Annotated in this window: 8 protein-coding genes; 3 read left to right on the forward strand and 5 right to left on the reverse strand. The window is 62.8% G+C overall.

The genetic code is table 11. From position 1 onward, the window contains the following. Window positions 1-205: 205 nt before the first annotated feature. A complete protein-coding gene (ltrA, locus tag FFK22_RS38780) occupies window positions 206-1,444 on the forward strand; it encodes a group II intron reverse transcriptase/maturase (RefSeq protein WP_138893211.1) in 1,239 nt (412 codons plus the stop codon). 416 nt (window positions 1,445-1,860) lie between these two features. Here the strand turns inward: ltrA and FFK22_RS38785 are convergent, their stop codons facing one another. The 4 genes from FFK22_RS38785 to FFK22_RS38800 form a co-directional block, all read right to left on the reverse strand. Next, window positions 1,861-2,574 carry an aquaporin gene (locus FFK22_RS38785; RefSeq protein WP_186002900.1) on the reverse strand — a complete coding sequence of 238 codons (714 nt, stop codon included), beginning with the start codon at window positions 2,572-2,574 and terminating at the stop codon, window positions 1,861-1,863. A gap of 52 nt (window positions 2,575-2,626) precedes the next feature. Then, window positions 2,627-3,463 (reverse strand): enoyl-CoA hydratase/isomerase family protein, encoded by an 837-nt coding sequence (locus FFK22_RS38790; RefSeq protein ID WP_138893205.1) that lies wholly within the window; start codon window positions 3,461-3,463, stop codon window positions 2,627-2,629. A gap of 121 nt (window positions 3,464-3,584) precedes the next feature. After that, window positions 3,585-4,295 (reverse strand): type 1 glutamine amidotransferase domain-containing protein, encoded by a 711-nt coding sequence (locus tag FFK22_RS38795; protein WP_138893206.1) that lies wholly within the window; start codon window positions 4,293-4,295, stop codon window positions 3,585-3,587. A 281-nt stretch (window positions 4,296-4,576) separates the two neighbouring features. Next, window positions 4,577-5,035 carry a cupin domain-containing protein gene (locus FFK22_RS38800; protein WP_221939197.1) on the reverse strand — a complete coding sequence of 153 codons (459 nt, stop codon included), beginning with the start codon at window positions 5,033-5,035 and terminating at the stop codon, window positions 4,577-4,579. A gap of 958 nt (window positions 5,036-5,993) precedes the next feature. On the opposite strand from FFK22_RS38800, the gene FFK22_RS38805 reads away from it, so the two are divergent. Together FFK22_RS38805 and FFK22_RS38815 are read left to right on the forward strand one after the other, a co-directional pair. Continuing rightward, window positions 5,994-7,292, forward strand: a complete 1,299-nt coding sequence (locus FFK22_RS38805) for a carbohydrate porin (RefSeq protein ID WP_186002901.1) — start codon at window positions 5,994-5,996, stop codon at window positions 7,290-7,292. A gap of 545 nt (window positions 7,293-7,837) precedes the next feature. Continuing rightward, complete coding sequence (locus FFK22_RS38815; RefSeq protein WP_138893209.1) at window positions 7,838-8,395, forward strand: VOC family protein; 558 nt, start codon at window positions 7,838-7,840, stop codon at window positions 8,393-8,395. Window positions 8,396-8,809: 414 nt separating this feature from the next. Here the strand turns inward: FFK22_RS38815 and FFK22_RS38820 are convergent, their stop codons facing one another. Continuing rightward, window positions 8,810-11,650 (reverse strand): winged helix-turn-helix domain-containing protein, encoded by a 2,841-nt coding sequence (locus FFK22_RS38820; protein ID WP_138893210.1) that lies wholly within the window; start codon window positions 11,648-11,650, stop codon window positions 8,810-8,812. Window positions 11,651-12,428 lie beyond the last annotated feature (778 nt).

Raw genomic sequence — 12,428 nt, forward strand, 5'->3', positions numbered from 1 at the left:
GAGCCGGGAACGATCACCGAAGGCCCGAACGATGGGAAGTGGCAAGTAGGACCGACAACTCATGAATGGAAAGCGGCAGAAGACCCAGTGCGTACTGGCCCTCGAACCGATGGGCAGGGGTGAACCCCCGGTCAGCGGCCACGAAGGGGCCGAACCATCCGTGGCGAAGTCGGCACCCGAAAGTCCGGCCTGGACAGAACAACTCATGGAGACGGTGTGTAACCGGGAGAATCTGGAAACAGCGTGGAAACGCGTTCGAAGCAACAAAGGTAGTCCGGGCGTGGATGGGATGACCATCGACGATGCCAAGGACTACCTGCGTAAGCATTGGCCAGACATCCGGTCCCAATTGCTTGAGGGAACCTACCAGCCGCAGCCGGTCAAGCGGGTCGAAATCCCCAAGCCGGACGGCGGGGTCAGAAAGCTCGGCGTGCCTTGCGTCGTCGACAGACTGATCCAGCAAGCCTTGCTGCAGGTTCTCCAGGAGCAGTGGGACCCGACGTTCTCCGAGCACAGCTACGGCTTCCGCCCGGGACGCTCCGCCCATCAGGCTGTAGCCCAAGCGCAACGCTACGTTGCCGAGGGCTGCTGCTATGTGGTTGACATCGATCTCGAAAAATTCTTCGACCGAGTCAATCACGACAACCTGATGGCGCGCGTTGCCGCGAGGGTGCACGATAAGCGTGTGCTCAAACTCATCCGCGCATTCCTCAATGCGGGGGTGATGGAGAACGGCCTGGTCCGTCCAGTGGACGAGGGGACCCCGCAAGGGGGCCCGCTCTCGCCCCTCCTAAGCAATCTCCTGCTCGACGACCTCGACAGGGAACTGGCCCGAAGGGGGCTCCGCTTCTGCCGCTACGCGGACGACTGCAACATCTATGTCCGCAGCCGCCGCGCCGGCGAACGGGTCATGGCCTCCGTCAGCCGGTTCCTGACCAAGAAGCTACGGCTGAAGGTCAACGCGGCGAAGAGCGCGGCGGCGCGTCCGGAGGAGCGGAAGTTCCTTGGATTCAGCATCTCGAATGACGGGGGCGAGCGGCGCATTGCGCCGAAGGCCCTCGACATATTCAAGACGCTGATCCGGGACATGACACGCCGGACACGGGGCATCAGTCTGGCGCAGCTGATCAGAGAGCTGAAGCCATACCTCATCGGATGGCGCGGCTACTTCGGCTTCTGCCAGACCCCCCGGGTGCTTACGAACTTGGAAGCGTGGATCCGCCGAAGACTGCGCTCGTATCTTTGGCGGCAATGGGGGAACGGGCACAACCGCTACAAGGAGCTGCGCCGTCGTGGCGTACCAAAGCTCCGTGCCGCGGTTGCCGCCGGTTCGCCGACGGGATTCTGGCGCATGTCAGGACATCCGGCGGTCCAACAGGCCCTGCGCAACCACCACTTCGAGTCGCTCGGTCTCCCCCGACTCTACGTCTCTGTCCAAGCTTAATCCGGTCGAACCGCCGTGGTACGTGACCCGTATGCCCGGTGGTGTGGGAGGGGCGGCGCCGTGAGGCGTCCCCCTATCCCGATCTCTGGCGCCGATCGGCCCGGCCTGCCGCCGCGGAGGGGCGGAAGGCCAGGCCGGATTCAACGGGAATCAAATCCCTCGCGAGGTGGTTACGACAATGCCTCTTGGGGGAAGCGCAGCCGTCCGTCCCCAATATTTCCTGGTCCAACAAGGTGCGGGAACCTGAGGCGATGCTGTCCATGACCGCTTCACGCTCGCACTCGGAGTGATCTGTCAAGAGTGCAGCCATCGGCGCCGTAGTCAGTTGGACCGCACAATGTCACCGACGCATGGAAAGACGTTGTCCTGTGTGGCGATGTGAGCCTCGACCTGCTCAAATCCGGCATCTGCGCTGGTCAGCGCTTCGATGGGAGCGACGTGAACGTTCGCCGCGGGTAGGTGATCGCGATGACCAGCAGAGCCAGTCCGAAGCCGGCGAGTTCCGCGGACACGCGAAATGCCGCCAGCGGTCCGTCCAGCGAGCCGAGCGCGAGCGGGATGGCGACGGCCAGGACCGGATTGGCGAACGGGCCCGCCGGTGCGACCAGATTGACCGTGACGAGCCAACCGACGACGGCCAGCAGCCCGACCTTCGGACCCATGACCAGGCTTGCGGCCAGAACGATCACGATCAGACCCGCGCTAGCGAAGACTTCGCTGCCGATCACGAGGCTTATCGGAGCGGACGCCGCGTCGGGAGCTTGCCCGATCAGCGGCCCCGCCAGAGCTGCGCCGCCGAGGGCGCCGGCGATATGGGCGCAGAGATAGGCGACGAGGCACCGCGTGCTCCGGTGGCCACGCATCCATTGAGAGGCGGTCACAAGGGGGTTGAAGTGGGCGCCAGTGGCCGGACCGAAAGCCAGGGTGAGCGCGGCAACCGCCGCCGGCACTCCAAAACCCAACGCCAAGGGTCTCAGTTCGCCGAGCCACGCCGCCTGCGCGGAGAACACGACAACCATGGTCAGGGCGATCGTGGCCACGCACTCTGCCAGTGCGCGGCGAACCAGCGTAGGCGAGTCGGGTCCCTCGAAGAAGGGCTCCGTCTGTCGTCGGGGCTTGGTGGCGAGCATCGTTGCATCTCCATCGATCAATCGGGCCGCGGCGTCCACGACCCTCGCCGCACTAGCGGGCGAGTTCCCCGAGATGAAACCCGAGCCGGCTCTCGACATCCCCCGGGCTTTGGAAACCACGTCGAGTCAAGGCGTCGATGCCGTTCTGGGCAGCCGGCCGGCCCAGCGAGGCGATGCAGGCCTCCCATCCGGCGCCGAGTTCCACATCCGGAGGCAGGCTGGTGTTCACCAGGCGCCTCGTTTGGGCGATCGCCCATTTGTCGAAGCGTGAGATCCGGGTCGCCAGCGTGTCGACATAGGCGTCGAGCTCGGCGTCCGGCAGGGCGCGGTTCACATAACCATAGGCCTCGGCCTGATCTCCGCTGATGTCGTGCGAGCTCAGCAGCACCTCCATGGCACGGTTCCGGCCGATGAGATGGGGCAGCCGCGCCATCGGCCCGCCGCCCGCGACCATGCCGACACCGACCTCCCACTGCGAGATGACGGTCTTCTCCCTGCTCACGAATGCCATGTCGCAGGCGAGCAGGATCTCGCTGCCATTGCCCGTGGCGCGGCCGCGAATCTGGGCGATCGAGGCAACCGGCGCGCGGGTGAGGCGCACCAGAAAGTCGGGCCACTGCGGCAGGCCCGTCGGCCCGGGCGGCAGTGAGGTCATTTCCTCGATCGGCACCCTGAAATCGGAGTGGCCGAGGAAGAAGCCGTCGACGGCGCTATCGAACACGACGACCCTAACGTCGTCATCGGCCTCGATGCGGTCGATCACGTCCTGGAATTGCCGGACCATCTCCGGCCCCATGACGTTGAGCGGGGGATTGTCGATCGTGACGCGCCAGTAGGTCGGGGACTCGCGGGTCAGGCGGATCTGTGCGGTGCTCGCGTTCGCGTCCACCGAGGCCTCCTCTTGGCAGATGAATGTTGACCCCTGTCCAGCCGCGGCCCCGCCGGACGCGCCATCGGCGCCGTCGACGGCGGCGACCCGGCTGCCGGCGGGGCTCGCGGGGGAATGACGATCAGGCAGCGCTAGAGGCGCGTGTCGCCGACGTCGTCTCCGAGAGCAGCTTCAGCAGGTGCTGCGCGCCGGCGGTCGAGGAGGCCGGGTTCTGACCGGTGATCAGGCGCCCATCGGTGATGGCGAAGCTCTGCCAGTTCGGCACCTTCTTGAAGATCCCGCCCAGCCGCCGCAGCTCGTCCTCGACGAGAAAGGGCACGACATGGGTCAACTGGACCTCTTCCTCCTCGGTATTGGTGAAGCCGGTGACGCGCTTGCCCTTGACGATCGGCTCGCCCTTGTATGCCACCCGGTGCAGCACGGCCGGCGCGTGGCAGACGGCGGCGACTGGCTTGCCGGAGTTGTAGAAGGATTCGATCAGGGCGATGGAGTCCGGGTTGTCGACCAGGTCCCACATCGGGCCGTGGCCGCCCGGATAGAAGACCGCGTCGAAGCCCTCGGAGCGCATGTCCTTCAAGAAGAAGGTGTTGGCGAAATCCTTTTGCGCCTGGGGATCCTGCTTGAACCGGGTCATGGCCGGCGTCTGGTTCTCGGGCAGGTCGCTCTTCGGGTCGACCGGCGGCTGGCCGCCCTTGGGCGAGGCGAGCGTCAGGCTGACGCCCGCATCCCGGAACACGAAATACGGCGCCGCGCCCTCCTCGAGCCAGAAGCCGGTCTTTCGTCCGGTCTTGCCAAGTACATCATGTGACGTGAACACCATCAGGATCTTCATGATTATTCTCCTGTGTGCTTGATGGGCAGAATTGCAGTCGGCTTCAGTGACGTCATTTGATCACGTGATACGACTAAGGACAGATGGACCTTGGTGTCGGCGAGACCTTCGTATCGGTCCGTCGTCTCGTGACGGTGGAGGCCCTCGGCCGCGCAGGCGTGAGCGCATATCACCGTCATGCCGCAGCCCCGGCAGAAGCCGGCCGGCGATGGACAACGAGCAACCGCTGCTGACATCGGATTTCGCCGTCCCGGGGCGAGCGCCGGGACTTGCCGGGGAGTTCATTGCTGCGTGCGCGGGTCGTCGCGGAGGTCGAGATACTCCATGCCCAGGGGGCCGACACCCATGACCTGGGTCACATATTCTCCGGACCGCGCCCAATGGAAGTGCCAAGTGTTTCCCGGCAGGAACACGACACTTCCCGGCAGATAGGCAGTGAGCGCTCTGGCATCGAACTCTTCGCCGACGCCGATATAAAAGGTGCCGGACATCACGGTGTAGATGCGGTTCTCAGGGTGCCGGTGAGGCATGAGCTTCACGCCTCCCGGCAGCTTCACCCTGATCACATAGAGGCCGGGCTCCGATGGGCGCCCGAAGACGATGGCGAGCCGCGCGGCAGCCGGAAAGGCCGGAAACGGCTTCCAATCAAGACCCTGGGGGCGGATCGACCTCAGGATTGGCGGTCCCGCCGGGTCCAGGTGAGCCGGTGCGACGTGGTCGCTCGCGAACTGATCCATCATTGGAGCCATTCCTTCAGTGGGGTCGATGCGCCGTCACGGTCAGCTGCTCGGGCCGCTGGCGAGCGCTCGAGCGTTGCCGTTCCGCGTCAGGAAGGCATCTGCAAGGGCCGACCTGTCGCCAGTCGCGGTTCGAGCGCGAAATGGTCGCTATCGGGAGATTCGCCTCGAGCGCCCTTGGAGGGGCTGCCTCGCGGGAACTATCGATAGCCCGTCGACTTCGATGCCGCGGCACGCAATATTCGCAGCCGTGCCGCCGGCACCGGCAGGCTGGGCGGAGCCGCGAGACCGACGGACGCTGCGGCTGTCGCGGCCTTGAATCCGCTGGTCATCCACCTCTCCAATCGATGCTCACAGTGCTCTTGCGCAGGATCGGTGCATCGCCGGATGCATCGGGACACTCGTGAGCGGCCTGATGATCAATTGAGCGCCAGGACAGCATGAGATGATTCCGGCGAGAGGCGCGATTGCACGTTGGTATCGCCAAGACCTAGGTATCGCTTCGCTGTCAATAATGTGTCGTTCTCGGGCGCTTCCCGTCCTTTGCCCTCGTATCCGGCATTATGGTGTCGGCGATACCTTCGTCCGATAGCGTGACGGTCCGATGGCTGGCATCCCAGTGCTGCGCCAGGTCGCGCCGGCACGCGGCCCCGCCCGCGCTTACAGGATGGCCGCCATGAAGATCAGCATCAGGATCGATGGAGAGGACTTGGACATCCGGTCGACGGTGCCCCCGCGCTGGTGAGAGCGTCTGCCTAAGTCGAGCAGAATGCGATGCGCCGGTGCATCGCCATCATCGGCAGACACAGCCAGTCCGACAACATCATCGCCGCGTTGTGATGCGGCATCCTCTGAACGGCCCACTTGCCGCGGCCCTGGGGTGGTCTCGAGCCGCAGTCCGGCGAATCCAGGACGTCTCCAGGCCCGCATAGCCCTACTCAGATCGACAGGGAGAATCGGCATGGCGACGCGCATGCTCTTCGGCCTGCTGCTCCTGGCCACCCTCGCGGGAAGCGGAACTGTCCTTGCCCAGGATGCCGGAGCCGGAAAGCTGACCGGGGATTGGGGGGGCTTCCGGACGGATCTCGCCAAGGCCGGCGTCGACGTCCAGCTCGGCTACACTTCCGAGCTCGCCTATAACCCCGCCGGCGGCACCCGCGACCAGCTGAGCTATACCGACCAGCTGAGCTTCGGCGCCACCTTCGACCTCGACCGCCTGCTCGGGGTGCATGACGCCAAGATCCAGCTAACGATCACCGACCGCAACGGCCGCAACCTCAGCGACGACGCCCATCTCGGCACGCTGCAGCAGGTGCAGGAGGTATTCGGCCGCGGCCAGACCTGGCGCCTGACCCAGTTCTGGTACGACCAGACATACTTCTCCGGCCTGCTGGACTGGAAGATCGGCCGGCTGACCGTCGGCGAGGATTTCGCCGCCTTCAGCTGCAAGTTCCAGAACCTGACCTTCTGCGGCTCGATGCCGGGCAACATCGTCGGCAACTACTGGTACAACTGGCCGGTCAGCCAATGGGCTACCCGGCTGAAAGTCAATATCGACGGCGTCGGCTACATCCAGACCGGCGCCTACCAGATGAATCTCGGCTTCCTGAACGTCACCGACGCGGTGCTGCCGAACAACCCCTCCGGCACCACCGGCGTGATGATCCCGGTCGAATTCGGCTGGACCCCGACGCTCGGCCCGGCCCGGCTGCCCGGCAGCTACAAGTTCGGGGCTTGGTACGACACCTCGACCGCGCCCGACGTGTTCGAGGACGACGACGGCAACCCCGAGGTTCTCACCGGCCGGCCGTTCAGGGATCGGCACGGGCGGTATGGCGCCTATATCAACTTCCTGCAGCAGCTGACGCGCCCGGATCCGGACGACCCGTCGCGCGGCCTCAGCGTCTTCCTCAACGCCACCATTGCCGACCGGCGGACCTCGACGATCGACGACCAGGTCGCCCTCGGCCTGATCTACACGGGCCCCTTCGACGCCCGCCCGAAGGACGAGATCGGCGTCGCCTTCGGCCGGACCCATGTCAACGGCCGGGTGGCGAAGGGCCAGCGGCTGCTGAACCACGCGGGGCTCGGCCCCGTCGCCGTCCAGGACGCCGAATACGCCTTCGAGGTCTATTACGGGCTGCAGGCGACCAACTGGCTGATGGCGCGTCCCAACATCCAGTACGTCCATCTGCCCGGCGGCACCCGGCACAACGACGATGTCGTGGTCATCGGCCTGAAGACCTCGATCGACTTCTGATGCGGGGCGACTTCTCCTTCGCCGGGCGGTGAACCCGGGACTTGATCCGCATAAGGAGCTTTGCGGAAGAACCCTGATCGATCGGTTCGCTTTGGACGCAACTCACCTGCCGATTGTGCTTTGCGCCAATGGCGAGCTGCTTTGCGATCCGGACGAGGCCGAATTCGCGATCGGCGACGTCCGCTCCGGTTCGGCAAAGCGGGTCGCCGCGGCGGTGGGCGAGGGCGCCCAGTTGATCGCGGCGCTCCACACACATCTCGCGAGGGGCAGAATGACGACGGCAATGCCTGCCGCCCTCGAAAGGCCGTGATCTCCAATACCTCGAATCTAACTGCGGGCCTCGCCCAGTCCTTATGACGTTGAGCCATTCGAGAGGAAGCGATCTATCGCACTGCGAGTTCATTATACCAAGGTGTTGGGCAGACCTTCGTATAATCGTGATTACGCCATTCCTGCTGTAACTCTGCAGGCGCGCTCCATTTGCGCGCTGGGCTGCACTCGAACCGCGATGGAGCCCAAACCAGATATCTCCCAAGGAGAGAAACATGGACATTTCAGAGATGCAGAGCGGTGCTTCCCGCACCGACACGATCGAGATGCGGCTTGAGATTGTCATCATCCCCGTTTCGGACGTCGATCGGTCCAAGCGATTCTATGGCGATTTGGGATGGCGGCTTGATCTCGACTATGCAACCGGGGATGACTACCGCGTGATCCAATTCACGCCGCCCGGCTCCAGTTGCTCCGTGATCTTTGGTAAGAACGTCACTGCCGCGAGTCCCGGCGCAGTGCAGGGGCTGCACCTGGTCGTCGGCGACATCGATGCCGCCCGTGAGGACATGGTCCGTCGTGGCGTCGAGATCAGCGAGCTGTTCCACGATGTCGGCGGGGTGTTCCACCATGCCGATGGAAAATGCCTGGGAGGCGGGCCGAACCCGCAGCGGAAAAGCTACGCCTCCTATGCCTCTTTCACCGATCCGGACGGCAATGGCTGGCTGCTGCAGGAGGTCAGCGCACGCCTTTCCGCAGACATCGAGGTCGGCGATGAGAGATTCACGAGCGAGGTCGTGAAAGCGATCCACCAAACCGGGGCTGGAGGCTGAGATCATCCTGTAACGGCTGCAGATCGCTTGGAACCGAATCCAGCTCTGGGCCATGGCCGCCGGTGGCGACAGGAAGGGACAGCAACGCGGCCCACGAGATGGCCGAACTCGGTCAGGAGAGCGGCCTTCTGGGCGTCGATACCATTGCGCAAGACGTCGAGTGTGCTCACGAGCCCGATTACCGCAGTCCACGGTATTGTGCCACCCAAGTCGACGCTCTCCGGGTATTATGCCATCAATCTCGCACTGCATGGCGGAGCTCGGAACTTCCGAGAACCCTTGAGAGAGGACAGCTGAGCGTCAACTCCTGTGGATACGGCGTCGAGATAGCCGCCACGCCCAGGGACCCGAGATTGAAGTCGCGAAGGGTGTCATGGTGGCCCTAACTGCTCGAAGCGGGGGTGACAATCGTGTTCACCCTCGGAGGCAATCCATGAGCGCCTTCGCCACTTTCAAGTCGGCCGTGTCGAACCCCTCGTTGAAGCGGCTGTAAATCGGTTCAAGGACAGCGAGGCCCTGTTCCGAACGGCCTGTCGTTTGCAGGACTTGAGCGAAGGTAGTGGCGGTTCGGAGCTCCCACGCGAGGGCCTGTTGCTCTGATGCAAGCCTGAGTGACTGCCGGAAATCGTTCTCCGCCTCCGCCAAGGCCGCCTCTCCGCACTGCATCACCGCGAGCTCGCCCCTGATCCGGAGCAACTCAGGTTGCACCCAACCCTCAGCTGTATGCTTGGATCGGTCGATCGCCTGTTGGATCGTGATGAACGCCTCTGCAATTTGGCCGGCGTGGCCCAAGCTGCTCGCAAGCTGCCCGACGAAATCGACGGCTCGGTAATGACTGAACGATGAGTCGAGTTCGATGATGCTCGTCCGCAGCATCTGCATGCCGGCGGTAGAGTCGCCCCGGCGGATCTGAAGCAAACCGTCAAACGCACGAGAAAATATATGCAAGACAGGATAGGCGTGTCTTTGAGAATAATCCCGTAGAAGGTTGATGTATCGTTCAGCCAGTTCGAGATCGCCGATCAATAGAGCAATCGGGCACGCTCCCCTTGTCAGGATTTCGCAGAGAGTGTGCGTCCGGTGCGTGCTCAGCAGATCGTCCACGACCCGGGCGGCTGTTTTTGCCGCTCGGTCCGGGAAACCTTGAAGCCAAAGGACCCGGGCGAGAAACGCCTGCGCGAATGGCCGATTGTCGATGAGATAACGGCCGAGACGCCATGGAGGGTCAAGAGGAACGTCATCCGCGATGACGTACTCGAACAGATCACGCGCCCGGCTTTGATCGCCCAGGAAGTGATGGGACACCCCCAACATTCGTGCCCCCATCAGCCGGTCTTGCGGTGTTTGGGCCAGTTCGGCGAACTGCCGTGCCCGTGCAAGCGCCTCCCGGTCCTGCACCATCCAGAGCCCCCACAGCGCCCGGAGTTGATGGTCGACTTCTCCAAGCTCCTCGGCCAGATGAAGAGTCTTCATCCAAGCTGCTTCGACCTCCTCTGCGCTCCCTCCGGTGTATACGAGCGAGGAGGCAAGCGCGGTGTAGAGTTTCAACTCACGCAGGGCATCTCTCGGCATAGAAGTTGCGAGAGCGGAGAGCGCCCGATTTGCGCGGTCGCGGCACTCTCTGACGAGAGACAACGATACCCAGAGTGGAACTGCTGCTGCGGTTAGCGCTACCGCCAACCATGTGTCCCCGCGGGATGTAAACGCCCAGTCGATTGCAGCGCGCAGATTGTCGATCTGATGACCATAAGTGGAAATGGGATCCGATGCGGATCGAAGGTCCCATTCGCCCTGGGCGCGCTCGAAGAGGTCACAAAAGAACGTCGCGTGGCGTTGCGCGAGTTGATCCCGCTCGCCGGCCGCTGTCAACTTCTCGAGCGCATAGGCTCTGGTCGTCTCAAGCAGACGATAGTTGGCCCCGGCCCTCGGGTCCCTCAGGGCGACGAGTGACTTCGCGACCAAGCTCGATAGGCATGCAATGACGGCTTCCGGAGTTTCCCCGCCCGCAGCAACCGCGATCACCGCGTCCAGGCTGAAATCGCCGGCGAAGATCGCGAGACGACGGAAGAGAATGCCTTCATCCTTGTCCAGAAGGTCGTGGCTCCAATCGAGCGTAGCCCGCAGCGTTTGCTGTCGCGGCAAGGCGGTTCGGCGTCCTCGGGCCGTCAGCAGGAGCCAGCCTTCGAGCCGTTCAGCCAAGTCCCTGATACCGAACGCGTCGGTTCTCGCTGCCGCAAGCTCGAGCGCGAGCGGTATCCCATCGAGCCGTCGGCAGATGTCGGCGAGTGCCTGCGCATCCCGATCTTGAAGTTCGAAGCCGTCTGACGCTGCAGCTGCCCGCTCGACAAACAGCTGCGCCGCGGAATACGCCAGCACTCCCGCGGCACTCAGACACCCACTTCCGGGCGGGCATTCGAGCGGAAGCAGGCGATGGATATGCTCGCCGTGAACACGCAACGCCTCTCGACTCGTCACAAGAATGTGCACTGTCCGACATTTCACGAAGAGCGCCTCGGCCAGTCTCGCGACGGTCTCGATCAGGTGCTCACAGTTGTCGAGGATAAGTAGCAGCTTCGCATCTTGCAACGACGCAACGAGGCTGATAACTGATTCATCGGAAGTAGTTGTGAGCCCCAGCCTCGACGCTATAACGCTCGATACCAGCTGAGGGTCAGAAATGGAAGCTAAGTCTACGAATAGAACGGCGCCCTTGAAATTTCGCCAGACCATATGCCCTACGGCGGCAGCGACCGTCGTCTTGCCGATACCGCCGGATCCGACGATGGAAACGAAGCGATGTGCGAGCAGCGTTTCAGTGATCCTCAGGGTTACTTCATCTCGCCCGATCATTCGTGCCAAGCGAGCGGGCAATGACGGAGATTGGATCGACGCCATATTCGCATCAGACGCTGTATCCGACGTCGAACGAAAGACCGGAGCCGCAAGGCGGTAGCCGAGCCCTGGAACGTTTGCGATGAACCGCGAGTCCGATCGGCCATCACCCAGCGCCTTGCGCAGGCTTGCGATATGGACCCGCAGTGTTCCCTCTTCGACAGCGATATTGGGCCATACGCGAGCGAATAAATCTTGCTTACTCACGATCTCGCCGGCTTGCTCGGCCAGAACGATCAAGATGTCGAGGGCCCTCGCACCAACCTGCACAGGCACGCCATCACGCTCCAGTTGTCGCGCTGCCGGGCGGAGCCGGAACGGACCGAACAAGAGCGTGGCTTCAACGGGCTGGGCGTGGGACATGTGAACCCTCGGGCGCGGTCACCGCTCGCTCAGCGCTCTACGAGCGATGTAGGTTTGAATTTAGCTCAAATGATATGAGCGCTGTTGAAATGTGTCTATTGATCAATAGGCATTCTAAGGATAAATCATTTCCCGAAAAATATCGAGTGTAAACCAAGATATTGCTGAAACATATTTATATAATCTAAATAAAGACGATGATAGATTGGTCATATCTCTTTTTTTGGTGCAATGCCGTCTCGAAAGTAAAAGAAATTTAACTCCCGGCGCGGCGGACGGTGTGGCCGCAAAACAGGCGCCCTGAGAATGGTGGAGTAATGGTCAGAGGATCATCCGTTATATTTCTTCTGATCTGCGATGAGCATGATGTTCACTCCTCTGTAATCGGATTATCCGCTTGAAGTATCGTGGCCATCCGCTAGTTTATCCAAACCTGGGTAGTGTCGTCTCGCCATCCCGTCCCATGGGTTCTTTGTGGTGACGCGCATGACGACTTTTTCGGATCTCTCTCTCTCTCTCTCTCTCTCTCTCTCTCTCTCTCTCTCTCTCTCTCTCTCTCTCGGATCGCGCCCGGACGGGTAACCCCGTAGCCGATCTGACGCCGTCAACGCACGCCTCAGTTTCGGCAAACGGCGGGCTCCTACCGTGTCCGGTTCTGAGGCCGATCGAAATGGCCGGTTGTGGGCGTCTAGCTAGGGTCGATCGGGTCGGCAAGCCCCTGATATACCGCAGGTTAGGGCGGTGTCCGCTTCCGGGACGCCAGGGCTCCGGCCGCTTT

The sequence above is a fragment of the Mycobacterium sp. KBS0706 genome (assembly GCF_005938675.2).
Classification (GTDB): Bacteria; Pseudomonadota; Alphaproteobacteria; order DSM-16000; family Inquilinaceae; genus Inquilinus.

Bases quoted from the DNA above. Each gene is read 5' to 3' on its own strand.
- ltrA (WP_138893211.1), top strand. From the start codon at position 206: ATGGAGACGGTGTGTAACCGGGAGAATCTGGAAACAGCGTGGAAACGC.
- FFK22_RS38785 (WP_186002900.1), bottom strand. From the start codon at position 2,574: ATGCTCGCCACCAAGCCCCGACGACAGACGGAGCCCTTCTTCGAGGGA.
- FFK22_RS38795 (WP_138893206.1), bottom strand. From the start codon at position 4,295: ATGAAGATCCTGATGGTGTTCACGTCACATGATGTACTTGGCAAGACC.
- FFK22_RS38800 (WP_221939197.1), bottom strand. From the start codon at position 5,035: ATGATGGATCAGTTCGCGAGCGACCACGTCGCACCGGCTCACCTGGAC.
- FFK22_RS38805 (WP_186002901.1), top strand. From the start codon at position 5,994: ATGGCGACGCGCATGCTCTTCGGCCTGCTGCTCCTGGCCACCCTCGCG.
- FFK22_RS38815 (WP_138893209.1), top strand. From the start codon at position 7,838: ATGGACATTTCAGAGATGCAGAGCGGTGCTTCCCGCACCGACACGATC.
- FFK22_RS38820 (WP_138893210.1), bottom strand. From the start codon at position 11,650: ATGTCCCACGCCCAGCCCGTTGAAGCCACGCTCTTGTTCGGTCCGTTC.